Below are 23884 nucleotides of genomic sequence, written 5' to 3'. Positions count from 1 at the left end.
GACCAGGGCAGGTTACCCACCCGCGCCCCGTCGGCGTGTCACCCCCACGCCGAAGCCTGTGCAGTCAGCAGGGCTGCAGTGCGCACCGGGTCTTCCCACCAGAACAGATGCCCGGCACCGTCGAACAGCTCCAGCTGTGCCGCCGGGATGAGCTCAGCCAGTCGGAGAGCGTTCGCTACCGGCATTCCCGCGTCCGCTGTGCCGTGCAGGACCAGAGTCGGTACGTCGACCGTCAGCAGCCGGTCCGCAGCGTCGTGGGCCTGTGCGGCTGCCCACTGCATCAGAACCACCGGCACCGGCATCCGTACTGCGAGTGCCCGCTCCCGGTAGATCTCGCGCGCGGCCGGCACCCGGTCGGCGTACCGGCAGGAGAGGTTCGCTTCGAAGCTGGTGCGGAGTCCGTGCTCGACATCACGGGTCGCGATCGCCTCCACCATCCGGCGCGACGTCTCCGAGATGATCCCCTGCGCGCCACCGGCTGTGGTGCAGCCGAGTGCCAGCGTCCGTACTGCAGCTGGATGCCGCAGTACGAGCTCCTGTGCCACCATGCCCCCGAGCGAGATCCCGAAGACGTGTGCGTCGGCCCACCCCAGGGAGGCGATCACTGCGGCCGCATCGTCGGCGAGATCCGCAGTTGTGAACGCCTCGTCAGCCCGGTCGCCGCGTCCGACCCCCCGATGGTCGTACGCGACGACGTCGAACCGCTCCTCCAGTGCGGACAGCAGCTCCGCTCCCCAGAGCGCGTGATGTGCGGCCATGCCCTGAATGAGTAGCAGCGGCGCACCCCGCCCACGCCGTACACAATCCAGCCGGCGTCCCCCGGCCCCGGTCACGAACTCCATGTGGCTCACTGTGCCGACCGCGGCTTGCAGCTGGCTTGCATGGCCGCTGTCAGTCGGCGAGGAGCGCGACCATCGCCTGCCACGAGATGGGGTCCGCAGCTACCGGAGGCGCGACCTCCTGCTCGACCCACGGCTCGCCGACGACGTACAGGCCCGGAGTGGTGAGCCCGAGCCGCGCAGCATGCAACTGGACGGCGGCCAGCAGCAGCGCACCGTCCGCAGCCGATCCCCCAGCACGCACCAGCGCGAGGGCTCCGATCCGGAGAGTGTTGAGCGCGTACGGGTAGTCCTCGTGCTGCAGGAAGCGGGCCAGCGCGACGCGCAGCGCTGCCAGTGCACGATCTGCTGAGTCAGCTGCGAGCTCTGGGTGCCGCAGGTAGAGCTCACCGACCATCTGGTTCGCCCAGCCCTTGTTCCAGCCCCGGCTGTGCTGCTGAAGCTCGTCGGCGTACCGCAGCTGATCAGACGGCTTGGTCGCGTGCCGCAGCAGCGCCGCCGTCCGCACTGACATCGCCGCGGGGATCATCAGCTCAACGCCCGACTGCTCGCAGTACTCGATCAGCTGGTTGGTGACCTGCTGGGCGACCTCTAGCGGCGAGCCGAGCACGCATCCGATCGACAGAAAGAACAGAGCCTCGGCGTAGTCGCGCGGTGCGGTGTCAGCCGCCAACTGCGGCATCAGCGCGAGCACCTCCTCGACGAGTTGCACCATGGCCGCCTGATCACCGGAGAAGTACGTGAGCGCCGTCAGCGCGTTCAGTGCGCGGATCCGGTCCAGCACCGACGCCTCGGGAGCGGCATCCAGCCCAGCACGCAGCATTCGAATGGCCTCGCCGTGGTGAACACCGCGATAGAGGTAGACGCCCAGTGACACCGCGGTGAGCAGTGCCGCCGACGGGTCGGTCTCCAGGTCGTGCGCGAAGCCGGCCCGCAGATTCGGCAGCTCGCGACTCATCATCCGGACGAAGGCGCCGGCCTGCGTACTCCGAACCGAGTCAGCGCAGCGCGCCGCCAGCATGCGCACCCATCGCGCCTGCACCAGCCGCGTCTCCACCGGATCCGGGTCGATCGCTCGGCAATACGCCCGGATACTCTCCAGCAGCACGTAGCGCGTCGGCTCCACGCTGGTGTCGGCCACCACGACCGACCGCGTCACGAGCGCCGACAGCGATTCCAGTACGGCGGCAGCGCGGTCCGGCCAGATCGTCTCGGCCGCCTCCAGTGTGAAGCCGCCCTCGAACGCCCAGAGCCTCAGCAACAGCTCACGGTCGGCAGGCTCGAGTAGATCGACACTCCAGGCGATCGCCGCCTCCAGCGTCGCGTGCCAAGCCAGTGACCCACGGGGCACCGGCCCTAGTACGGCGAACCGGTCGTCGAGCCGGTCCGCGATCTCCCCCAGGCCGAGCACGCGTGCGCGCGCGGCAGCGAGTTCGATCGCCAGGGGCAACCCATCGAGTGCTACCGCGATCCGCCGCGCCGCAGCGAGCTCTCCCGGGTTCGCCTCCCAGCCCGGCCGCACGGCGCGAACGCGGTCGATCAGCAACTCGACTGCGGGTTCACCCGAGTCTGTCGTCCACGGCAACGGCTGCACGGAGACGGTGACCTCGCCGTCCACTCCAAGCGGCTCCCGGCTGGTGGCGAGGATCCGCAACCCCGGGCAGCTCTGTGCAAGCACATCGACCAGTTCGGCCGCGGCAGCAACCACATGCTCACAGTTGTCCAACACAAGCAGGGCGGGCGCCGTACCGACGCCAGCCACGATCGCCGCGACCGGATCGCCAACTGCTACCACTCCGATCGCATCGGCCACCGCGGCAGCCACACCAGACCCGTCCGGTACGTCGGCCAGTCGCGCGACCCAAGGGTCGGCTATCGGGCCCAGCGTGCCGAGGTACTCGACCATCAGCCGGGTCTTGCCGACTCCGGCCGGGCCAACCAGGTTCACCAGCCGATGGCGGTCCAGCCGCACCGTCAGGACGGCGAGGTCCGCGGAACGGCCCAGGAACGTCGTCAGCGGCCGTCTGATCGGCACTGGCCGCACGACCGGCAGCGGCTCGGCCAACCGCAGCCGCGGGTCGTGGGCGAGCACCTGCCCTTCCAGCTCTCGCAGCTCCGGTCCGGGATCGACACCGAGCTGTTCGGCCAGCAGCTCGCGGACCTTCCGCAGAGTCGCCAGTGCGTCACCTTGCCGGTCACACCGATAGAGCCCCACGACGAGCAACGCCCAACGCCGTTCCCGCAGCGGCTGCTCCCGTACCAGCTGTTCCAGCTGGACAACCGCCTCGGCGGCGTCTCCTGTCCCCAGCCGCGCAGCCGCCAGATCCTCCCGGGCCACCTCGCGTAGCTCGGCCAGGCGCCCTCGCTCGGCGCCGGCAACGTCGTCCGGCAGCTCCACGTACGGTTCGCCGCGCCACAGCTCCAGGGCCGCGCCGAGCCGGGTCCGTGCCTGCTCTGGCCGGTCACCGGCCAGCTGTGCCCGTGCGGCTTCGATCAGTTCCCCAAAACGCCGTGCGTCGAGGTCGTCTGCATGCAGGAAGTAGCCGACCGAGGTGCGGCCGAGCCGGTCGCGGTACGTCGTACCGAGCGCAGAACGCAATCTGGAGACGTAGGTCTGCATGGTCGCGGCCGCCTTGGCCGGCGGCTGGTCGTCCCACATCGCCTGGGCCAGACGATCGTCCGAGACCGGTTTGCCATCAGCCAGCGCCAGCGCCGCCAGCAACCGGCGGGGCAGCGCACCGCCGACCTCCACCGCGACACCGTCCGTCAGGACTTGGACGGGCCCCAGAACCCGGCACTCCAGCACGCAGCCCACGATAGCGGCGTCGAGCTACCTCCAACGCCAGGCCACCCGCCTCGGCACCACAGTCGCCGACTCACCGAGCCGACGTTCGAGCGCCGTCAGAGTCGGCCCAGGATCGAGACCGAGTCCGTCCGCCAGTAGCGTGCGGAAGCGCCGCAGTTCGGCGTACGCACGGTCCGGTTGGCCGATCTCCAGGTAGCCGCGGGCCAGCAGCTCCCAACGACGCTCCCGGTACGGACTGTCGGCCACTAGCCGGGTCAGCGATCGCACGGCCACCCAGCCGTTCCCCATGGCCAGACGGCCGGCCTCACGCTCTTCCAGAGCCAGCTCACGCAGTTCGACCAGTCTGGCGCGGGCGCCGTCCACCCGTCCGACCGCGGCCAGGTCTTGCCAGGGCTCACCCCGCCAGAGCGCCAGCGCTTCCCCAAGCTCCTGCACCCCGCCCACACTGTCGCGAATCGACACCCGATAGAGACCAGACGCGACCAGGTCGGCAAATCGCCGATGATCTGATGCAACGACCAAGCAGTAGCCGGACGGCGTCCGCTGCAAGCAGTCCCCCGCACTGCCCAGCGCACTCCGCAGCCGCCACACCAACACCCGCAAACCCTTCAGGACGTCGGCCGGCGCTTTCTCCGGCCAGAGCAGGTCAGCCAGCTCGTCGTCAGCCACCGGATGACCGTCAGCAAGCACCAGGGCAGTCAGCAGCCGCCGAAGCCGCACACCTCTGACCTCTACCGGCGCGCCATCGACCTGCAGCTTCAGCTCCCCCAAGACCCGGCAAGACACCCGCTGCCCCACACTGACCATCGTCATGCCAGCACCATCCGCCCAAGACCTTGCAATCTCCCTGCAAGCTCTCAGGCGGCCGTACGCCGGCGGCGGCGCCAGCGCGCGAGTGCTCGGCCGATCAGTAGTAGACCCGCGCTGGCGACCAGCAGGCCCAGCGCCGCGGCGGCGATGAGCAGGCCGTCCGATAGGCCGCGCGGGACGTAGGTGCAGGCGACACTGCGGGCGTTGGCATCCACTGGGACAGAGATCATGCCGGACAGCGTTCCCGGCGCCGTGGCTGCGCCGCCGTCGACGGAGCACTCCCAGCCCGCGGTGTTGATCGTGCTGATCACCAGTGTGCGCGCGGTGCCCGGTTCGAAGTCTGCGGTTACGTCGTGACCGCCGACGTCGACCGAGGCGGGTTTGTTCTGCCGCAGTTGGTCGACTGCGGCCTTCAGACGGTTGTTGTCGAGACAACCGATCGCACGCTCCGGTATCCGCGTCGGACCGGACACGCGGAGCTCGACAGTGACCGAGCCGTTCGTCTGGGTCTTGCCTACCCAGGTCATCGGCGCACCGGTGTAGATGCCCGGGCGCTTCACTCCCGGCTTCAGAATCTGCCGCCAGCCGTCACCGCTGATCAGCGCACCACCGACGAACTCAGGCCCCCACAGGTACACGTCAGTGCCTGGTGCGCACGTCGTGGTCAGCTTCAGGTCGACCGTGGCGCCCTCCGCCAGCGGCCGCATCGAGAACGCGCCGTTGCGTCGTGCGGCGGTAGCGCCCTTTCCGGACTCCAGCTCGGTCTCGGGGACCGTGTAGACGTCCGCGCCGAGAGCTGCCTCCTGGACGCCGAACGCACCCGGGTCCGTCGAGACCCACGGCGTGCCGGGGCGCAGCGTCACTAGCGGGCCGACTTCGCGCCGGACCAGCTCGAACATCCCCGGCGGCTTCTCCTGCACGCGAGCGCCGACTGCGAACACGGAGTCGACCACAGGGTTCTTCGGGTCGATCGGAGCCCGGCCGTACGAGCTGTAGCCGAAGCCCAGCTCGATCAACGCCTTCGAGAGCGTGTCCTGGATCGTGCTGGTGTAGTACTCCGCGCCCTGACCGCCCATCAGCATCGGATCGTTCACCGTCGTGTACTGGCTCGGCGAGACCCGGATGTTCGGCCAGTCGCGCGCAGTCTCCATCAGCGCGGCGATCCGGTCCTGTTTGGCGCCCCATGGGTCGTACTCGTGCATGAACTTGGCGCGTGCCTCGTCGATCGCCGCCGTCGACAGCGTCGCCTCGACCAGGACGGCACCGATCAGCAGCATCGCTGCGGCTCGGCGTACCCAGGCGAACATGCCGGGCCGCCAGCGCGTCAGCAGAAACGCCAGCAACGCGACTCCGGCGACGACCGGCACCACCTGTCGCGTTGTCGGCGTCAGCGTCGGCAGATCCTGCACCTGGTAGAAGAGACCACCGACCAGCAGTAGCGGCACCACAACGGCCAGGAAGTTCCGTACGCCGGCCGCGGCCGACATCCAGCCGACGACGACCAGCATCCCGGCGATGACGAAGGCCTGCCGGAACGGGCTGCCGTTCGGTGAGTCGAAGCCGTGCCACACCTCATGCGGGAACGGCAGCTGCATGCTCCAGAGCGTCAGACCGACGAACGCCGTCCAGACCAGCCGCTCCCACCGTGGCACCGCGCGGTTGAAGGGGAAGCTCAGAGCGAACAGCAGCATCACTGTGCCAATGGCCAGGCCAGGCGACGACCCAACGCCTTCGGAACCCGGCAGCAGCCGCGACAGGAAGTCGTACCAGTCCAGTGGCTTGAAAGTCTCATCCGGACTCGGCGTCGCCGTTTTGACCAGCTCGTACGTCGGCAGCAGCAGGGGCGCGGCCAACGCGATACCCACCGCCACTGCGATCAGGCACTGGATCCCACCGCCGATGCGGCGCAGGAACGACCCACCGGCCGGGTCGGACAGCACCCGCGCCAATACGACGATCGCTGCGCCGATGGTCGCCATGTAGACCGTGTAGAAGTGCGATGTCCACAGCAGCGTGATGACGAGCGGAGACACCACGAACGCGACGACCGACCGCTTGCGCCAGATCCACTCGCACAGCAGACAGATGGTCGGGAACGCGATCAGACCGTTCAGCCACTCGGTCATGTAGGCCGCATCGTCGATGGCCCACCCGCAGGTCGCGTACGACACACCGGCGACGACGGCCAGCCAGACCGGGCCGGACGGACGCAGCAGCCGCAGATAGCCCGTCATAGCCGCCGCAGCGACCGCAATGGCCGTCGTGGCGATGGCAAACAGCGCCAGGTCGATTTTGTCCCGGGGGAACAGCAGGACGATCCAGGACAGGCTGGAGCCCAGGTAGGCCATGAAGTCGCCGAAGAACGGGACGCCGTACCCGCTGGACCAGTTCAGCACGAAATCGCCCGGTGCCTGCCCGGTGAGCAGGTCGCGCAGGTAGGCGTGCATCGGCACGAACTGCTGACCCAGGTCGTTGGTGTTTCGCGGAAGCGGCCCGAACGGGTAGGTTCCGCGAATGATCCCGCTGACGATGAACGTCGCCGCCGCGGCCAGCGCCGCCGCGGGGACCGGTAGCCAGAACCGCAACCGGGCGGACGTCTGCCGGACCCGGCGCGAATCGGCACTCACTGCGGTCGCCACGTTGCGGAACGCTCCCCCGGATTCGGCGTACTCACGGCGCGGGGCGGGCGGCCAGTATCCGGAGCGTAACAGAGGGTCAGCTCAACCGTTGATGATCGATGTACCCTGATGCTCTCGCGCGCTGAGGAGGAAGTCTGATGGAGGAGCTCGGGGCGACTGAGACCGCCGAACACTGGGACCGTCGCCATCGTCAGCTGGGCGCGCTGCGCTCCGGCGGTGACGCGGGGTACGACGAGGCGAGTAACGAGATCTTCTACGCGATGCGGCTGGGCCGGCTGATCGACATCGTCGGCGACCGGACCGAGCAGGCCGCGCCGCTGCGGATCCTGGACGCCGGCTGCGGCAAGGGCTACTTCGCGCACGCGATGGCCAGATTCGGGCACGCCGTGGACGGTATCGACCTCAGCGAGCACGCGGTCGAGCTCTGCCGGCAGAACGCGACCGGCAACAGCAGTTTCCAGGTGTCGCCGCTGGCGCAGTGGCAGCCGCCGTACCTGTACGACGTCGTGTACAGCATCGATGTCCTCTTCCACATCATGGACGATGCGCTGTGGGAGGCATCGGTTACGAATTTGGCGACACTGGTTCGTCTTGGCGGACAGCTCCTGGTGGTGGACCATCAGTCGGAAGTGGACCGCACGTGGTCCTACTACCAGCGGACGCGGGCGCTGCACCGTTACCAGAGTCTGCTGGAGCCGTTGGGAATGCAGGTGGACCGCTTCGTGCCGTACGGCTTCCGGGGCGCTCCGACCGGTTTTCTGGTTCTGGAAAGGGTGGCCTGAATGAGGCTCAACGAACTCGTCCGCTCGCTGCTCCCCGAGGGCGGGACGGTCGTCGACCGCACCGCGTCGGAGCACGCGTGGCCGCCGCTGATGAAGGTCATCGACGCCAAACCGGCGACACCGGCCGACGACCTGCTGACCGCGGTCACCGTCGACGCCGACGGTCTGGCCGAGCTGCCGACCGTCCTGGCCGACGCGGCGCCCGGTGAGGGCCTGCTGGTCCTGCTGCCCTGGCCCGCGCACCAGCTGCCGGTCGGCCCGGTCGTCCAGGCGCTGGTCTCGACCGGGATGCAGGCCGTCGAGGCGCATCCGCTGACCGACACCGCCTGGGGCGTCGCCGTGGTCTGTCGCCGCGTCAACGACGAGATCGAGGAGATCCACGCCTACCTCGACCCCCAGCGCTCCCCCGGCCCGCTGAGCGGCCGGGCGCTGTTGCGGCTGGTCGACGAGCACATCGTCGAAGGCCTCGTCTGGCGCACGCAGGAGCTGCGCCAGAAGGACACCAAACGCACTCTGGACGCCGCCGCGGCCGCGCGGGACGCGATGGCCGCCGAGCGGGACGCGATGCGGCAGGAGCGGGACGACGCCGTCGCCGCGACCGCCAAGGCGCAGGAGGCGGCCGACGCCAGGTACGCCGAGCTCGAGCAGCGGCTGGCCGATGCCACGGCGCACTCCCGCAAGCTGGACGAACGACTGCGCGGCATCCTCAGCTCCCCCTCGTACAAGGCCGCGAGCTCCGCGGTCCGGTTGGCCCGCCAGCCACGGCGCCTGCTCGGCAAGCGCGACAGCTGACATCACACAGAGGCCGGTCGACCCCCGCAGGGTCGACCGGCCTCTCTTTGCGTTCAGACGACCTGCGGTGACTCCTGGCCGGCCTCGGCCACCGGAGCCGGGACGGGCAGCTCGCCCGGCGCGGCGTCGATGGTCTGTGGCGCCGGCAGCCGCAGGTAAGCCAGCCGCGCCGCCTCCTGGCGGCCGCGGGTGATCGCATCCAGCACGTAGCCGACGGTCAGCACCAGGATCGCGATCAGGCCGATCGTCGAGGCCAGGATCGCGGTCGGGAACCGCGGCACCAGACCGGTGTCGAGGTACTCCGCGATCACCGGGACGCCGAGGATCAGCGAGACCACGCCGAACACCGCGGCCAGGATGCCGTGGAACAGCGTCGGCCGCTCCAGCCGGGTGACGCTCAGGATCCAGCGCAGGATACGCGTGCCGTCGCGGTAGGTGCGCAGCTTGCTCTCGCCGCCGGTCGGGCGCTCCTTGTAGCCGATCGCGAGCTCGGCCACCGGAACCCGCAGGTGCAGCGAGTGGATGGTCAGCTCGGTCTCGATCTCGAACTCCTGCGCGAGCGCCGGGAACGACTTCACGTAACGCCGCGAGAAGACCCGGTAACCGCTCAGCATGTCGGTGATCTGCCGGCCGAACAGCGCGCCGACCGTCCCGGTCAGCACCCGGTTGCCCAGGGTGTGCCCCGGCCGGTACGCCTCTTCGTTGGTGTGCTTGCGGACGCCGACGACGTGGTCGTACGGCCCCTGCAGCAGCACCCGGACCAGGTCGCCCGCGCGGGAGGCGTCGTACGTGTCGTCGCCGTCGATCAGCACGTAGACGTCGGCGTCGACGTCGGAGAACGCCCGCCGGACGACGTTGCCCTTACCCTTGCGGGCCTCGTGGCGCACGATCGCGCCGGCCGCGCGGGCCAGCGCCGCGGTGTCGTCGGTCGAGTTGTTGTCGTAGACGTAGATGCTGGCCGTCGGCAGCGCGGCGCGCAGCTCGGTCACCACCTTGGTCACCGCGACCGCCTCGTTGTAACAAGGCACGATCACGGCGATGTCGACGCCGGAGAACTCCTGCGGGTTACCCATGGTTTCCTTGGTTCCTTAACTCGCGGCAGGCTTCAGCCAGGTGCCGAGCACCGCACTGGACATGGTTCCGTCGTGGACGGCCCGGACGTACTCCGGACCCCGGACGGCCACCGCGCGAGCGGCCTCCCGGTCGGCGACCAGCTGCTCCACGACAGCGCCGATCGTGGTCGGATCGGCGGGCACGATCGGCAGCTCGCGCCCGGTGACGGACTGGACGTGCTTGCGCACGCCTTCGTCGACGTTGACGACAACCACCCGGCCGGCCGCCATCGCCTCACATGCGGTCACGCTGTACGGCCCGAGCACGAACTGCTCGAGCACGATGTCGGCCGCCGCCATCGCGGCCGGCATCTCCTCACTCGGGATGTCGGTCAGCCGGCGGTACTCGATCAGGCCCCGGTCGTGCAGCGGCTGCATCGCGGCCTCGACGTACTCGGTGCCCTTGAACCGGGGGTTGGTCGGCGCGTGCAGCACGATCGGCCGCTCGCGCTCCATCACCGGCTGGTCGTTGGCCCAGCGCTCCGGCTCGATGACGACCGGCAGCCACTTGGCGCCCGGGACGTCGACGAGCAGATCCGGTGTGGAGACGAAGGTGGGGCCGTCGAAGGTGTTGAACAGCGTGCCCTCGCGCTTGGCCTGCGCCTCCAGGCGGACGAAGAAGTCGTCCCGCTCGTGGAACGGCGACCACTCGTGCGTCTCGGCGTGCCGGCTGGGCAGCCGGACGTCGGAGCCGTGCGCGACCAGGCCGACGTTGACGCCGGCCTCCTTCAGCGTCTTCACGTCGCCGACGGCGTTCCGGGCGAACCGGGTGCCGAAGACGGGCCGGCCGGCCTCGATCAGCACATGGGTGTACGAACCGCCCGTCAGGTACTCGACCTGACGGTCCTGCCAGACGCGGTCGTCGAGCAGCTCGCGCTCCACCTCGAGATCGGCCGGGAAGCGGTACGCGCCACCGGCGTACTGCATGTTCCGGGCCTTGACGCCTTCGAGGTGCTTCTCGGCCGCGCGGGCCCAGGTCGTCCCCTGGCCGGCGAAGTTCGCCGGGCCGACGAACAGCCGGATGTCGGAGTCCGGCGCCTTGGGGTTCGGCGGCAGGGCCGCCTCCCGGCGCTTGCGGTCGACGTTCGCGGCCAGCGTCTTGCCGCTCTCGGCGACCGCACGCTTGCCACGCCCGAGGAGCTTGCGGGCCGGGCCCGGGAGCATCGAGAGCACACGAGCGCGCGCCGACCGCCCGGGAGAAACAGGGGAACCCATGGTTGTGGTGCTGACCTTCCTGCTGACGAGTCGACCGGCGGAGGCGTGAACGCGACGGTCACCCAGGAGGTTACCCGGATATCAGGTCCGCCACTGGACCAGAATGCCGCCACGGGCGATCACGCCGTGGTCGAGAGTTCGAATACGGGTGGCGGACCCCATTGTGCCGTGTCAGGCCGAGAACAGGAGTATCAGCCCTCCGGTGGTGTAGGCGACCATCACGACCAGGAGCGGGATCTGGCCCGCCAGGGCGCGGTTGCGGGGGAAGAGCGCCACTGCCCGATCGTGCGCGGAGACGACGCCCAAGAGGTGCCCGATCACGACAGCGCCGACCTGGATGGTCGACACGGCGGTGGTGTGGTTGGTGATTTCGGCGTTCACTCCGTTCAGGCCGGTGCCGAAGACGTTCCAGCCGCGGCTCAGCGGGTCGCTGAGCTGGTTGATGGTGCGTTGGCCTTCCAGGATCAGGAGGGTCAAGTAGTGGGCGACGACGTAACCCAGCACGATCGGGACGACGGAGTGCGCGAACAGACCGGGCAGCTTGGTGCGGGAGCTGTCGGACATCCGTCCGGCGAGCACGGTGGCCGCGGAGTAGGTGACCAGAACGAACATGACGAAGCCGGCCAGAGCCAGTGTGCCGAGGAGGGCTTCTGAGTAGCCGGAGTCCTGGGACCAGGCGATCCAACGGCTCGAACGCGAGAAACCGTCGTACGCCGTGGAGCCGAGCAGTGCGGCGACCAGACCGACCAGACCGGGTTTCGGCGTCAGCGTGTCCAGGTTCTCCAGCGGACGGCGTACGACTAGGACTCCGTCGTTTCGGCGGCCCCACGGCGACAGCTTGGCCATCAGCGTCGCGTAGGCCTCGAACGGGTCGGCCGCGGCGAACCAGCGGTCACCGAACAGGACCGCGCCGAACAGGACGAAAACGACGTACAGGGACAGCCAGGCCTGGAGGACCGGAAGCGTCGCCCGGTCCGGCGCAACGAGCTCCAGCCAGGCGAAGGCGAAGATGCCGACCGTGGCGGGCCAGAGTCCGACTTTCGGTGCCAGCTCGAACAGACCACGCCGTGGGTCGTGGCGCAGCGCTTTGCAGGCCAGTAGGTGCAGCGTGCGCAGCGGGTTCAGAGTCCGCCAGACCGGGCCGAGGAAGAGCGACACCGGCACCAGACCGACCCAGACCAGGATGTAGACGACGCCGAAGATCGGATTCGTCAGCCGGTCCACTCCGGCCAGCAGCGCCAGCCCGGCCCAGAAGAACGCAGCCAGGCCGAACAGCCGTACAGCCCAGCGCAGCCAGGCCGAATCGATCGCAGTACGCAGTACTGCGGGCAGCGGCACGCCACTCTGGGCGCCGCGGTACTTCGGGCTTCGCCAGGCCACCGCGAGGATCACGAACGACAGTGCGATCGCGACCCCCGCTCCGGTCACCGCGAACCCGAACGGGATCGGCAGGTCCTGACGGCCGCCGATCCCATGCAGAGGCAGTTGCATCAGGACACCTGCAGCTTGAACACGAGCTTGCCGCTCTCGTGCGTCTCGACCTCGAAGATGCCCTTGTCGCTGGTCTTGAACGTGACCGAGGCCGACTTGCCCGGCTTCAGGTCGAGGGTCTCGTCGTAGCCGTGGACGTGCAGCGAATCGGCGACGTCGCTGACCGCGGTGATCAGCACGGTCTGGCCGCTCTTCGCCTTCACCAGCGCGCCCTGGCTGCTGGTGACCTTTCCGCCCGCGATGGTGACGTCGACGGTGACATCAGCAGCCGGCTTCGGCGTGCTTGCCGGTGTGCTGGGCGGGGTCGTGGCCGGCGGGGTCGAGACCGGGGTGCTGGTCGGAGTGGGCGGCGGGGTGGTGGTCGGCGTACCGGAGCCGGCGGGCTCCTCGGAACCGCAGCCGGCCAGGACGAGGGTGAGCAGGGCAGCGGCGACTACGCCGCGAAGTGACAGCCGCATGACGGCTTCCTTCCGGAAAGGCACGCAGGAATGCGTGAGTTGAGTGAGGTCAGCGCGCAGAACAGCTGACTGTCACGTCCGGAGGATGCAGAGCCGAGTCAGGTCAGGTGGATCCGGCAGAACCGCGCGGTATCGCATCTGCTGCCGGACCGGCGCCTGGAGTGGCGCGTCGCCGAACCGCTGCCGGGACAGCACGACGCCGAGCCCCAGCAGCAGCGCAGAACCGAACAGCAGCGCGGCCCACGGCACCTGCAGGTGGGCGCCGGTGTCTACGCCGACTGTGATCGGGGCGACCATGGCGACCTGCTCCAGCCGCTCCATCGCGCCATGCGCGTCGAGCGGCAAGGTGATCGCGGTCGAGCCGGTCAGCGCGGTCTCGGCGCGTTCTGGCCGGGCATCAGCGCTGTGCAGTGCGAACAGGCCGAGCAGCGCACCCAGGATCACCAGGGAGCGCAGAAGCTGCGACCGTGCCACGTCTGCCATCAGAAGGCAGAGTACCGGGTCGGGCACGCCGAGTGAGACGGTTGTCGATGGCGGTGACCCGGTGCGACACTGGCGTCATCACACGCCGTGAACCGAGCAGGTGGGGACCTGGTGAGCTCGGTGGCGCCGGTCAAGGGGGATCAGAGGTGGCAGGACGCGGGCGGGCGCTCATGCCCATAGCAGTGTTGTTGATCGCGCTGTGCGCCGCAGGGTGCTCCAGCGCCGTAGGTTCGACGTACGTCGGCGAAGAGCCGACCACTCCGGTCCCGGCGACGACTGCCAAGAGTCGTACGCCGCAGTCGGCCGGGAAAGCGGCGACGGACTGTTCGAAGTCGACAGTCCGGTTACCAGCAGTCTCGGCTGTCGACGGTGTCCGGCTGGAGGCGGCCACCGATCCGACTCGGACCACGTTGCTGCTGAAGAACACGGGCAACCTGGCCGTGCTCGTCGTACCGGACGGGAAGTGGAGCACCCGGGTGCTGCCGGCGTCGTTCGCCAATCCTGAGGACACCGCTTCGCAGACGGCGCTGATCGCCGTCAACAAGAGCGGCATCCTCAATCCGCAGGAACTGCCGAGTCACGTCCCGCCGTCGCAGGCGTTGATCCTGCCGCCGCAGTGGGCGGTCTGCGGACTGTCCGACAACATCCGTGAGATCGCGGGGCTGCGGTACCTCCGGGAGAAGACTGCGAGTGCGGAGTACTTCGTACTGAAGGCGCTGGCCGACCAGGTGGTCGCGGTGAAGACGCCGTCGGCGAGCAAGTTCGACGCCGGGATGCTGCGCTGCGCCAAGGCCACTCGCCAACTCCTGAAGGAGCGCGTCGATCTGCAGGACATCGAGTTCTACGCGGAGCTGCTCAAACGGGACAGTCCCTGCCAGCAGGCGTTCTCGAGCCTGATGCCCAGTGACACCGCCGCGCAGCGGGCCATGGCACAGGCGCTGAGCCGGCTGGAGCGGGTACCGCACCTGCTGGAGAACACTCCGCTCCTGGACGCGCACGCGAGCACCTGACCAGGGTGCCCTCCGGGGCCGCTCAGGGTGATCCTCAACTGTGCGGCCGGCCGTTCCGCGGCAGACTGGTGCCAACCAGTTCACACCCGGAGGAAACAGGACATGTTCGGCTTCATCATCGCGGGACTCATCATCGGCGCGCTGGCGCGGCTGTTCACCCCCGGCAAGCAGCGTCTCGGCCTGCTCGCCACTCTGCTGCTCGGCCTGGCCGGCTCCGTGATCGGCGGCACGATCGCCAACCTCCTCGGCACCGGCGGCATCTTCGAACTCAACATCCTCGGCTTCATCGCCGCGGTGATCGCGTCGGTGCTGCTGGTCGGTACCGCCGAGAAGCTGTCGGCCCGTAACAAGAGCTGAAACGCGTCAGCGGTCCTCGCCCGCGAACGCCGGGCGCGGGCTGCGGCCCACCGGCTGCGCCGGTCGCTCCAGGAGCGGCCGGCGCTTCTCGAGTTCCCGGGTCACCGGCGCGCCCTTGGCAACGGTCAGCTCCTCCCCCGCGTGCTGGAAGGTGATGCTCGCGTCGTCGCCGTCGCGCACCGTGTAGGTCACCGACCCAGAGTCGATGTCGACCGTCAGGCGCACGTTCTGCCAGCGGATCGAGAAGCACAGCTTCGTCAGCCCCTGCGGCAGCGCCGGGTCGAACGACAGGCAGCCGTCGCGATCCCGCAGTCCGCCGAAGCCGGCGACCAGCGCCATCCAGGCGCCGCCAAGGGACGCCATGTGCAGGCCGTCGCCGGTGTTGTGGTGGAGGTCGCGCAGATCGATCAGAGCGGCCTCATAGGCGTAGTCGTAAGCCAGATCGAGGTGGCCGACCTCGGCGGCCATCACTGCCTGGACACAGGCCGACAGCGACGAGTCCCGCACGGTCAGCCGCTCGTAGTACTCGAAGTTGCGGGCCTTTTCCTCGGCGGTGAACGCGTCACCACACCAATAGGTCGCCAGCACCAGGTCTGCCTGTTTGATCACTTGCTTGCGGTACAGCTGGAAGTACGGCGCGTGCAGCATCAGGGGGTACTTGTCCCGGTAGGCCTCGAAGTCCCAGTCGGCGTAGCCGGTGAATCCTTCGGACTGCGGGTGGACGCCGAGCTCCTCGTCGTACGGGACGTAGACGGCGGCTGCGGCGTCGCGCCAGGACGCCTCCTCCTCGCTGTCGACGCCCAGCGTCCGGGCCGTACTCGGGAACCGTGCGGTCAACTCAGCGGCCGCCCGCAGGTTCCGCGCGGCCATCAGGTTGGTGAACACGTTGTCGTCGGCAACTGCGCTGTACTCGTCCGGACCGGTCACACCGGGCAGGTGCCAACGACCATGGCGGTCATGGTGGCCCAGTGAGGTCCAGAGCCGCGCTGTCTCGATCAACAGCTCCAGGCCGACCTCTTCGATGAACTGGTCGTCGCCGGTCGCGCGGTGGTACCGCATGACGGCCTCAGCGATATCTGCGTTGATGTGGAACGCCGCCGTCCCGGCGGGCCAGTAGCCGGAGCACTCCTGGCCGCGGATGGTTCGCCACGGGAACGCCGAGCCCTTGAGCCCCAGCACGTCCGCACGTTCCTTGGCCAGGCCGAGCGTCGAGTGCCGCCAGCGCAGCGCGTCGGCGGCCGCGTCCGGCATCGTGTAGGTCAACACCGGCAGGACGAAGCCCTCGGTGTCCCAGAACGTGTGGCCGTCGTACCCAGCGCCGGTCAGACCCTTCGACGGAATCGCTCGCCGCTCCGCCCGCGCACCCGCCTGTAGGACATGGAAGAGCGCGAACCGAACCGCCTGCTGCAGCTCAGGATGCCCTTGTACTTCGACGTCCGCGCCGTCCCAGAAGTCGTCGAGGAACTCGGCCTGCTGCTGCACCAGCCCGTCCCAGCCGGAGAATCGCGCGCTGGACAGCCCGGCTGCCACTTGGTCCCGGATGGCGGTCTCCGACCGCAGACTCGACCAGCCGTAGGACAAGTACTTCACCACGCGCAGCTTCTCGCCCGGCTGCAGCTGGCAGATCACTGTGGTCCGAGCCCAGTCCTCCCGCACGTCCTGGTCCATTGCAAACCGAGTAGGCGCTTCGACCTCGTGTGTCATCGCTGCAGCCATCAACTGCTTGCTGTGCGTCGTCCGATGCAGCAGCACGATGCCGTTGTCGCCGCCGTCGTGGCTGACCGGTTTGAGCGGGTTGTCCAGCACAGCGGCGACCCGAGGGTCGTCCGACAGCTTCGGCTGCGCTTCGTTGGCCACCAGCTCGGACTGGATGACGAACCGGGCCGGTTGATCGACTGCCTCGACTGTGTACTCGATCGCAGCCACTGCGCGCTGAGTCAGCGACACCAACCGCCGGCTGGTGACTCGGATCCGTTTGCCGGCCGGAGAGGTCCAGTCGACGTCACGCTCCAGCAGACCGGTGCGGAAGTCGAGCGAGCGCTCGTGCCGAGTCAGGTAGCCGTACCGGACGTCGAACGGCGAGTCGTCGACCAGCAGCCGGATCAGCTTGCCGTTGGTCACATCGACGAGCGTCTGCCCGGACTCCGGGTAGCCGTAGCCGGCTTCGGCGTACGGCAATGGTCGCGCCTCGTAGAACGAGTTCAGATACGTGCCCGGGATCGCGTAGGGCTCGCCTTCGTCCAGATTGCCGCGCAGGCCGATGTGTCCGTTGGACAGCGCGAACAGCGATTCGGACTGCGCCAGGTCGTCGAGCGCCAACCGGGTCTCGCGCAGCCGCCACGGCTCAACGGGGTGGTGTCCACGGTCCGTCATCGGTTCGCTCCGTCCAGCAGTTCGGCCAGATCCTGTACGACGACGTCAGCGCCGTGCGCGCGTAGCTCAGCGGCCTGGCCGACCCGGTCGACACCGACGACCTGCCCGAAGCCGCCAGCCCGGCCAGCCGCCACACCGGCCAATGCGTCCTCGAAGACGACCGCCTCAGTCGCAGCGACCCCGAATCGCCGTGCCGCGGCCAGGAACGTGTCCGGAGCCGGCTTGCCCTTCAGACCGTCGGTACGGATCGTCACCCCGTCCACGATCTCCTCCACGTACTGCGCGAGCCCGGTGACGTCGAGCACCTCACGGGTGTTCGCACTCGACGAAACGACCGCACGGCGCAGACCGGCCGCAGAAACGGCCCGCAGGTACCGACGCGACCCTTCGAACACATGCACCCCTTCGGTGCGGATGCGCTGCTGGACCGCCTCGTTCTTGCGATTACCGAGCCCGTTGACCGTCTCCGCCGTCGGTGCGTCGTCAGGCGTGCCCTCCGGCAGGACGATCCCGCGAGCGGCCAGAAAGTCGCGGACGCCGTCCATCCGCGGCTTCCCGTCGACGTAGGCGTCGTACTCGTGCCGGGCGTCGAACGGCCGGAACGGACCGCCGGTGCGCTCCGCATAACCGCGCAGGAACTCGTCGAACATCTCTTTCCACGCAGCCGCGTGCACAGCCGCGGTGTCGGTGAGTACCCCGTCCAGATCGAACAGACAGACCTGGATCCCCGTCGGCAGTCCCAGCATCTCCACCCTCTCGCGTCGCGGGCGTTCGCACCCACAGTAACCACGCCCCGGTGACGAAAACGCCACCTACCCGATGACAGGCCGATTACCGTGTACAGCGAAATGGCGCGCGTCTGAGGGCGAAACCAGGTCTGGACGCGCTGACAAGTGCGGCGCAACCAGCGCCGCACTTGTCAGCATCAGGTCAGGGGTAGTTGACGACGTAGCGCTGTTGGGTGGCGGCATTGGCGGTGCCGCCGGTGTTGTTGATGACGTTGGAGATGGTGCCTACGCCGCCGAGGGAGACGGAGACGAGGCCGTGGAAGCGGACTCCGGGGGTGTCGGGGACTTCGAAGGAGCGGGTGGCGACGATGGAGTTGTTGGGGCTGAAGAAGCAGTAGCTGCCGACGCCCCAGGCCTCGTGGCTGGTGACGTTGTTGGCGACCTTGTAGGCCGCCCAGCCCTGGGTGCCGCCGCCGCTGGACCAGGCTGCCTGGTTGGGGACGTCGTACGGGAACTCGTTCTGGTAGAAGTACGTGCGGCCGCCGTTGCCGTTCCACAGCGTCTCGTACTCCTGGTAGTGCTCGACGAACAGGCCGTACATGGTCACATTGTTGCCGTTGACGACCAGACCGTTGGCTGCGGTGTTCACGTCCCAGCCGACGCCCTCGCCGTGGTCACCACGCCACAGCCAGAGGTGGTCGCCGATGACGTCGTTGCTGTTCACGCGCAGGCTGACTGACGCCTTGCCGACGTGTGCGCCGCCGACGCGGACGAAGACGTCGTGCAGGGACGTCGGGTTGGCCGCGTGGCTCGCGGTGGAGCCCGGTGCGCCGATCTCGACCAGCACTGGTGAGTTCACCGGGCCCGCGTCGACGAGGATGCCGGCCAGCTTGACGCCGTCCACGTCAGCGACGCTGATCGCCGCTTTGCCGGTGTCCGGGATCAATGTGGCGAGGCCGAGGCCCAGTACGACGGTGTTGGCCCGGTTCACCCGGATGGTGTCGTTCAGGTGGTAGATGCCGGGTGTGAAGAGCAGGTGCTTGCCCTGGTCCAGTGCGGCGTTGATGGTGTCCACGGTCGCACCGGGCTTGACAACGTAGAAGTCGGCCAGGCTGATCGACGTACCGGCGGCTGGGCCGTTGGACCAGCTGGTGCCCGCGGAGTTCGTCCGCAGGGCCGGGACGAAGACGTTGTAGTTGCCGGCCGCATCGAAGTACAGGAAGGGCTTTTCGCGGACCTTCGGGGTCTGACCGACCACTGTGTGCGAAGGGTTGGGGAAGTTCTGCTGCGGGGCGCCGTTGGTGCCGACGAAGACCATGTTCCAGACGGAACCGGCCCATGAGCCGAACTCGGAGTTCCGCGAGAACCACTGCTGCTGCGATCCGGAGACGACTCGGTTGTCGATCTTGGTGTCCGCGAACAGACCGCCGCTGGCCCAGCCGTCGCCGCCGTTCCACAGCTGCACCTCTGGCGCAGCCTTCAGATGCATCCGCCGGTACGGCGCGGCCTGCGAAACCGCCCAGCGCTCGATCTGACCGGGCGGCGTGGTCACCGCGAGGTTCTCGGCGGCACGCCAGAAGTTCTGGGTGGCGTTGCCCTTGTTGTTCGGGTTGTCGCCCTGCTGCAGCCAGTCGGCCTCTACCCGGACGTGGCCGTTCAGGTTGACGTCGTCCGGCGACAGACCGAGCCCGGCCACCTGGGTGTAGAAACCCAGGTTCACGTCGGCGTTGTACGTGCCCGGCTTCCACAGCACGGCGTAGCGCTGGGTGCCGAACTGGTTCGTGTGCATCTCGGTGGCGATCTGGTCCAGCTTGTTCTGCATGTCGGTCTGCGAGCTGCCCGGTCCGTACACGAAGACGTTCGGCCCGAAGTCCGGGTTACGCGGGTCAGTCGGAGGCACCACGGGACCGGCGCCGTCGGCGGTGCGCACCGCGACCTCCCAGAGCGAGTAACCCCAGCCGGTGGCCCGCTGGGTGCCGGTGATGCGCACGTAGCGACCACTGCCGGCGACGTCCAGCGTCTGTGTGCCACCGGCGCTGGTCGTCGTCGAGTAGACCTCGGTCCACGCCGCAGCGTTGTCGGACACCTCGATCCGGAACGCCTTCCCGTACGCCGTCTCCCAGCTGAGCACGACCTGGCACACGCTGACCTTGGCGCCCAGATCGATCTGTAACCACTGGGGATCGGCGAAAGCGCTCCCCCAGCGCGTTCCCGGGTTGCCGTCGACAGCAGCCGAGGCGGGTACCCCGGCGTTCTCGCTGGACGACGCGGTAGCCGGGCGGTTGGCCGCGGCGTTCGCCGTACCGCAGGCCGCCGCCCGGTCCTGCTGGTGAGTGCTGGCCGGAGCCTGCCGGGGCCCGGCGACGGCGTCACCAGCGCCGAGGCCGGTCGCCGCCAGGGACAGCGCGGCGAGAGTCCGGAGAACCATCAGAGAACGCGCACGCAGGCGCGACGACACATCCATGGGCGACACCAATCAGAAGGGCGGGAGAAGATCCGAGAGAGCGCTCTCTCAGAGAGTGGCCCCGCTCTCGACCGCTGTCAAGGGAACGTTCCCCCGGGCTGGTTCCGGAACTTCCGGCGACCCTCCGGCCGACTGCGGAGAATGCCCGGCAGAAATGACGGCAACTCCGGAAAGCGCTCACCCGGGCGCATTTCCGGAGTTGCGCCGGCCGCGCTTTCGCTACTGCTCGATCTTGACCCAATCGACAGTCTGGGTGAACTTCGACGACAAGGCCGCGCCGCCGGTCACCAGCCGGGCGCCGACCACGAGTTCCATCGGGTCGGTCGGGATCACACTCACGTCGCTGATCACCTTGAGCAGCCGGTCGTCGAGGTAGAAGGCGACGTAGTCCGGGCCGTACTCCAGGGTGCCGTCATGGAACTTCCCGTCGTACAGATCGACGCCGGTGTCGATCTTGAGCGAGACGTAGCGCCCCCGTTTGGCGCTCTCGAACCGTAACTGCGTGTTGGTGTAGCTCTGATTGGTGGTGTAGCCGAAGTTGATCTCGTTGAACTCGCTGCCGTTCGGGTTCGGGCCGTCGTCCCACAGCGCAAGCCCCCACCACACAGGGTTTTGCGTGGGTCGCTTGCTGAGCGCGAAGCGGATGGTGAACCGTCCTTTGGTGTAGCGCGTGGGCTTGTAACCGACCTTCGACCAGGAGCCGGCCTGGTTCGGCGGGACGCCCGGCGCGAGCTCGAACCTGGCCAGCCCGCCACCCAGCTTCGGGCAGGTGAACTCGCAGTTCCAGACCGAGGTGTTGAGCGTGTCGAACTGGTCGCGGATGACGGTCGCGGCCGGCCCACGCTGCTCGGTCGCGATGGGCGCCGCCGCCGCGGCGGACCCCGCCCCCACCAGCAGCGAACCCGTGACAAACAGCGCCGCGGAACGCAGCAGGACCGATCGTTCGGCTGACAGTCGCATGTCTTCTCCCTGTCCTCGAGAACCCGAATGGCCGAGGACTATAAAGTGCACCGCGACCATTGTCACGAGGCATTTTCGAGCCCATTGACAACCTGCTCCGGCAGCTCCGATCCGGTATTCCGCGCGCTTTCCGGCGACCAATTGACAGCCTCGGACGTGCACGTTACGGTCACCCGTTTATCAGGCAGGTTTGCTAACAGTTGGGAGTGCGTCGGATGGATGATGTACTCCGGCATGACCGAAGACCGCCGGCCCGATGCCGATCAGTGGCTCGCGTACTTCGAGCGTCGCGGGTACGACGCACCGCGGATTCTCGGCGCCGGGATGGAAGGCGTCGTCTATCGGCTCACCGAGGGCCTGGTCGCGAAGGTGTGGAGCGGCCTGCCGCCGGCCGAGATCGCGCTCTCTCGCGACGTCTACGCGGAGGTGGCTCACCACGCGCTCCCCTTCGGCACGCCGGAGATCCTGGACGTCGAGGTGCACGGCGGGGTATTCGTCAGCTACGAGCGCGAGCTGGCCGGGGCGCCCTTTCGCAGCGACCCCTTCATGACCGACGCCGAACTCGACATCCCCGCGGTCGAGGTTGCCGCGCTGCTCACCGTGCTGCGTGCGCTCGCCACGGTTCCAGGCACCGACGCGATGCGCGGGCTGACAGTTCAGGGCGACGATCGCCCGCTCTGGCTGGGGCAGCAGCGCTTTCCCGATGCGCTCGCCGCGCTCGTACGGCGTGCTGTCGGTCGCCATGGCGACGTGCTGGCCGGCTACGTGCCGGGGCTTTCCGCCACGGTCGAGCGGGTTGTGACCGCGCTCGCGACGCTGCCCGGCGTACCGAACACCGTCATCCACGGGGACCTCGTACCGCCGAATCTTCACGTGGAGGACGACGGACGGGTGGTCGCCGTCCTCGATTTCGGGTTCTTCACCACGGCTGGGGATCCTGCCTTCGACGCCGCGGTCGCTGCTGCCGTTTGGGATATGTACGGGCCGCACGCCGAGCGGCACGCCGCGACCCTCACCGAACTGTTCGCCGCGGAGCTCGGCTACCCGGCCGAGACGCTCGCGCTCTATCAGGCCGTCTATGCGCTCGCGACCTACGATCTGTTCTCCTCCGGCGGGAGCGACGGGCACTTCCAGTGGTGCGCCGCGCTGCTCCGGCGGAGTCGGGTGGGCGCTGCGCGGGGTTGATCCTTGCCATCACGCGGCCGATGCTGTGCAATCGGTTGCACTCCCCCACAGCCGGGACGCCCACCGCTAGTGAGGAACGATGGCCGACAGCTCAGCGACTCTGACCGCCGTGGCCGAGCAGGCGGGGGTGTCGCGATCCACTGCCTCGCGGGTGTTCAGTCAGCCGCATCGGCTGAGTGCGGAGACGGTTCGGCGGGTCCGTGCGGTGGCGGCGGCGCTGGGGTACGAGCCGAGATCGCGGGAGAGAGCGCTTTCTGGGGTGCGTTCCCAGCGGTTGGCGCTGCTGGTCGCGGATCTGTCGAATCCGTTCTTCCCGCCGATGATCCGGGCGGTCGAGGAGCGTGCGGCCGCGGCGGGGTACTCCGTCCTCGTCGGCGACACCGACGAGGACGCGAAGCGGGAGGAGGCGTTGCTGAGCCGGTTCGGGCCGGATGTCGACGGGTTCGTGATGGCGTCCAGCCGGATGCCGGCCGAGGCGATCCTGGCGCAGGCGCGGAAGCGTGCAGTCGTGCTGGTGAACCGGGATCTGGCCGACGTGCCGCGGGTGCTGATCGATACGACGTCCGGCGTCACGCAGGCGGTCGATCATCTGGCCCGGCTGGGGCACACGCGGATCACGTATCTGAGCGGGCCGACGCGATCCTGGTCGAACACTCAGCGGCGCGAGGCCGTCAGGCGGGCCGGGGAGCTGCGCGGCCTGTCGGTGCTGATCACCTCCGGACGGCGTTCGTCGTACGACGCGGGCCGCGCGGCCGTCGGCCAGCTACTCGCCTCCGGCTCCACCGCGGTGATCGCGTTCGACGATCTCCTTGCCCACGGCATCCTCGCCGGCCTGGCCGACCGTGGCGTCGCCGTCCCCGCCGAGTTCAGCGTGATCGGGTGCGACGACGTCCTCCCGCCGTACCTCACCACCGTCTCCGACGCCGCCGCCGCGGCCGGCGCCGCCGCCCTCGCCCTCCTCCTCTCCCACCTCACCACCCCCCTCCCCAAACACCACCACCGCCACACCCTCCCCACCACCCTCATCCCCCGAACCACCACCAGCCGGGCCCACCACAACTAGCTCCCCTTCAAGCACATCAGTTGCCCTGAGCAATCACCACTCCTCGCGTCTGCCGCGGCGGCCGGGTCGTTCGCCTGACCCCACCTGGCCGGCGGCCGCACAGGAAGTGTCGCAAGGCGCTTCCCCCCGGAGGGCACCTGCTCCACGCAGGTTTGCGTCGGCGGCCGGGCCGTTCGCCTGACCCCACCTAGCCGGCGGCCGCACAGGAAGTGTCGCAAGGCGCTTCCCCCCGGAGGGCACCTGCTCCACGCAGGTTTGCGTCGGCGGCCGGGCCGTTCGCCTGACCCCACCTAGCCGGCGGCCGCACAGGAAGTGTC

The 23884-nt window shown here is 68.7% G+C and carries 19 protein-coding genes; 6 read left to right on the top strand and 13 right to left on the bottom strand.

Annotated elements, in window-relative coordinates; genetic code table 11:
• Window positions 1-38 precede the first annotated feature (38 nt).
• The 4 genes from HPO96_RS37345 to HPO96_RS37330 are packed head-to-tail and all read right to left on the bottom strand — an operon-like array spanning window position 39 to window position 7082.
• The gene (locus HPO96_RS37345; RefSeq protein WP_171679225.1) at window positions 39-842 is read right to left on the bottom strand and encodes an alpha/beta fold hydrolase; all 804 of its coding nucleotides are present in this window, start codon (window positions 840-842) and stop codon (window positions 39-41) included.
• A 49-nt stretch (window positions 843-891) separates the two neighbouring features.
• A complete protein-coding gene (locus HPO96_RS37340) occupies window positions 892-3645 on the bottom strand; it encodes a BTAD domain-containing putative transcriptional regulator (RefSeq protein WP_171679224.1) in 2754 nt (917 codons plus the stop codon).
• Window positions 3646-3669: 24 nt separating this feature from the next.
• Window positions 3670-4458, bottom strand: a complete 789-nt coding sequence (locus HPO96_RS37335; protein WP_171679223.1) for an AfsR/SARP family transcriptional regulator — start codon at window positions 4456-4458, stop codon at window positions 3670-3672.
• Window positions 4459-4502: 44 nt separating this feature from the next.
• Window positions 4503-7082 (bottom strand): YfhO family protein, encoded by a 2580-nt coding sequence (locus HPO96_RS37330; RefSeq protein ID WP_171679222.1) that lies wholly within the window; start codon window positions 7080-7082, stop codon window positions 4503-4505.
• A gap of 149 nt (window positions 7083-7231) precedes the next feature.
• Here HPO96_RS37330 and HPO96_RS37325 point away from each other — a divergent pair, with 149 nt between their 5' ends.
• Entirely contained in the window at window positions 7232-7876 is a 645-nt protein-coding gene (locus HPO96_RS37325; RefSeq protein ID WP_171679221.1) for a class I SAM-dependent methyltransferase, read from the top strand.
• Complete coding sequence (locus HPO96_RS37320; protein ID WP_171679220.1) at window positions 7877-8668, top strand: hypothetical protein; 792 nt, start codon at window positions 7877-7879, stop codon at window positions 8666-8668.
• A gap of 53 nt (window positions 8669-8721) precedes the next feature.
• On the opposite strand, the gene HPO96_RS37315 is transcribed toward HPO96_RS37320, so the two are convergent.
• The 5 genes from HPO96_RS37315 to HPO96_RS37295 form a co-directional block, all read right to left on the bottom strand.
• Window positions 8722-9741, bottom strand: coding sequence for a glycosyltransferase (locus HPO96_RS37315; protein ID WP_171679219.1), 1020 nt, complete (start codon window positions 9739-9741; stop codon window positions 8722-8724).
• Window positions 9742-9756: 15 nt separating this feature from the next.
• Window positions 9757-10944: a hypothetical protein gene (locus HPO96_RS37310; protein ID WP_171679218.1), complete on the bottom strand. Its 1188-nt coding sequence runs from the start codon at window positions 10942-10944 to the stop codon at window positions 9757-9759.
• A 222-nt stretch (window positions 10945-11166) separates the two neighbouring features.
• Window positions 11167-12486, bottom strand: coding sequence for a hypothetical protein (locus HPO96_RS37305; protein ID WP_171679217.1), 1320 nt, complete (start codon window positions 12484-12486; stop codon window positions 11167-11169).
• Window positions 12486-12944: a cupredoxin domain-containing protein gene (locus HPO96_RS37300; protein ID WP_171679216.1), complete on the bottom strand. Its 459-nt coding sequence runs from the start codon at window positions 12942-12944 to the stop codon at window positions 12486-12488. Before HPO96_RS37300 ends, HPO96_RS37305 begins: the two co-directional genes overlap by 1 nt.
• A 72-nt stretch (window positions 12945-13016) precedes the next feature.
• The gene (locus HPO96_RS37295; RefSeq protein WP_171679215.1) at window positions 13017-13427 is read right to left on the bottom strand and encodes a hypothetical protein; all 411 of its coding nucleotides are present in this window, start codon (window positions 13425-13427) and stop codon (window positions 13017-13019) included.
• Between the two features lie 146 nt (window positions 13428-13573).
• Here HPO96_RS37295 and HPO96_RS37290 point away from each other — a divergent pair, with 146 nt between their 5' ends.
• Window positions 13574-14437, top strand: a complete 864-nt coding sequence (locus HPO96_RS37290; RefSeq protein ID WP_171679214.1) for a hypothetical protein — start codon at window positions 13574-13576, stop codon at window positions 14435-14437.
• Between the two features lie 102 nt (window positions 14438-14539).
• A complete protein-coding gene (locus HPO96_RS37285; RefSeq protein WP_171679213.1) occupies window positions 14540-14794 on the top strand; it encodes a GlsB/YeaQ/YmgE family stress response membrane protein in 255 nt (84 codons plus the stop codon).
• A gap of 6 nt (window positions 14795-14800) precedes the next feature.
• On the opposite strand, the gene HPO96_RS37280 is transcribed toward HPO96_RS37285, so the two are convergent.
• The 4 genes from HPO96_RS37280 to HPO96_RS37265 all read right to left on the bottom strand — a co-directional run bounded on the left by HPO96_RS37280 (window position 14801) and on the right by HPO96_RS37265 (window position 21319).
• Window positions 14801-17167: a glycoside hydrolase family 65 protein gene (locus tag HPO96_RS37280; protein ID WP_171679212.1), complete on the bottom strand. Its 2367-nt coding sequence runs from the start codon at window positions 17165-17167 to the stop codon at window positions 14801-14803.
• Window positions 17164-17913, bottom strand: coding sequence for a beta-phosphoglucomutase family hydrolase (locus tag HPO96_RS37275; protein WP_171679211.1), 750 nt, complete (start codon window positions 17911-17913; stop codon window positions 17164-17166). The genes HPO96_RS37280 and HPO96_RS37275 overlap by 4 nt, the downstream gene beginning before the upstream one ends.
• Window positions 17914-18097: 184 nt before the next feature.
• Window positions 18098-20323 (bottom strand): discoidin domain-containing protein, encoded by a 2226-nt coding sequence (locus HPO96_RS37270; protein ID WP_238355938.1) that lies wholly within the window; start codon window positions 20321-20323, stop codon window positions 18098-18100.
• A 255-nt stretch (window positions 20324-20578) separates the two neighbouring features.
• Window positions 20579-21319 (bottom strand): LamG domain-containing protein, encoded by a 741-nt coding sequence (locus tag HPO96_RS37265; RefSeq protein WP_171679209.1) that lies wholly within the window; start codon window positions 21317-21319, stop codon window positions 20579-20581.
• A 234-nt stretch (window positions 21320-21553) separates the two neighbouring features.
• Here HPO96_RS37265 and HPO96_RS37260 point away from each other — a divergent pair, with 234 nt between their 5' ends.
• Window positions 21554-22504 (top strand): phosphotransferase family protein, encoded by a 951-nt coding sequence (locus tag HPO96_RS37260; protein WP_171679208.1) that lies wholly within the window; start codon window positions 21554-21556, stop codon window positions 22502-22504.
• A gap of 79 nt (window positions 22505-22583) precedes the next feature.
• Entirely contained in the window at window positions 22584-23567 is a 984-nt protein-coding gene (locus tag HPO96_RS37255; protein ID WP_171679207.1) for a LacI family DNA-binding transcriptional regulator, read from the top strand.
• The last annotated feature ends 317 nt before the right edge of the window (window positions 23568-23884 follow it).

The organism is Kribbella sandramycini (genome assembly GCF_013131805.1).
GTDB lineage: Bacteria > Actinomycetota > Actinomycetes > Propionibacteriales > Kribbellaceae > Kribbella > Kribbella sandramycini.
The sequence above is the reverse complement of the archived record's forward strand: the minus strand, read 5'-3'. Positions and strand labels throughout refer to the sequence as shown.

Coding starts and splice junctions, on each gene's coding strand:
- HPO96_RS37325 (WP_171679221.1), top strand. CDS start 7,232: ATGGAGGAGCTCGGGGCGACTGAGACCGCCGAACACTGGGACCGTCGC.
- HPO96_RS37315 (WP_171679219.1), bottom strand. CDS start 9,741: ATGGGTAACCCGCAGGAGTTCTCCGGCGTCGACATCGCCGTGATCGTG.
- HPO96_RS37280 (WP_171679212.1), bottom strand. CDS start 17,167: ATGACGGACCGTGGACACCACCCCGTTGAGCCGTGGCGGCTGCGCGAG.
- HPO96_RS37270 (WP_238355938.1), bottom strand. CDS start 20,323: ATGGTTCTCCGGACTCTCGCCGCGCTGTCCCTGGCGGCGACCGGCCTC.
- HPO96_RS37335 (WP_171679223.1), bottom strand. CDS start 4,458: ATGACGATGGTCAGTGTGGGGCAGCGGGTGTCTTGCCGGGTCTTGGGG.
- HPO96_RS37275 (WP_171679211.1), bottom strand. CDS start 17,913: ATGCTGGGACTGCCGACGGGGATCCAGGTCTGTCTGTTCGATCTGGAC.
- HPO96_RS37345 (WP_171679225.1), bottom strand. CDS start 842: ATGGAGTTCGTGACCGGGGCCGGGGGACGCCGGCTGGATTGTGTACGG.
- HPO96_RS37295 (WP_171679215.1), bottom strand. CDS start 13,427: ATGGCAGACGTGGCACGGTCGCAGCTTCTGCGCTCCCTGGTGATCCTG.
- HPO96_RS37265 (WP_171679209.1), bottom strand. CDS start 21,319: ATGCGACTGTCAGCCGAACGATCGGTCCTGCTGCGTTCCGCGGCGCTG.
- HPO96_RS37255 (WP_171679207.1), top strand. CDS start 22,584: ATGGCCGACAGCTCAGCGACTCTGACCGCCGTGGCCGAGCAGGCGGGG.
- HPO96_RS37260 (WP_171679208.1), top strand. CDS start 21,554: ATGACCGAAGACCGCCGGCCCGATGCCGATCAGTGGCTCGCGTACTTC.
- HPO96_RS37305 (WP_171679217.1), bottom strand. CDS start 12,486: ATGCAACTGCCTCTGCATGGGATCGGCGGCCGTCAGGACCTGCCGATC.
- HPO96_RS37320 (WP_171679220.1), top strand. CDS start 7,877: ATGAGGCTCAACGAACTCGTCCGCTCGCTGCTCCCCGAGGGCGGGACG.
- HPO96_RS37300 (WP_171679216.1), bottom strand. CDS start 12,944: ATGCGGCTGTCACTTCGCGGCGTAGTCGCCGCTGCCCTGCTCACCCTC.
- HPO96_RS37285 (WP_171679213.1), top strand. CDS start 14,540: ATGTTCGGCTTCATCATCGCGGGACTCATCATCGGCGCGCTGGCGCGG.
- HPO96_RS37310 (WP_171679218.1), bottom strand. CDS start 10,944: ATGCTCCCGGGCCCGGCCCGCAAGCTCCTCGGGCGTGGCAAGCGTGCG.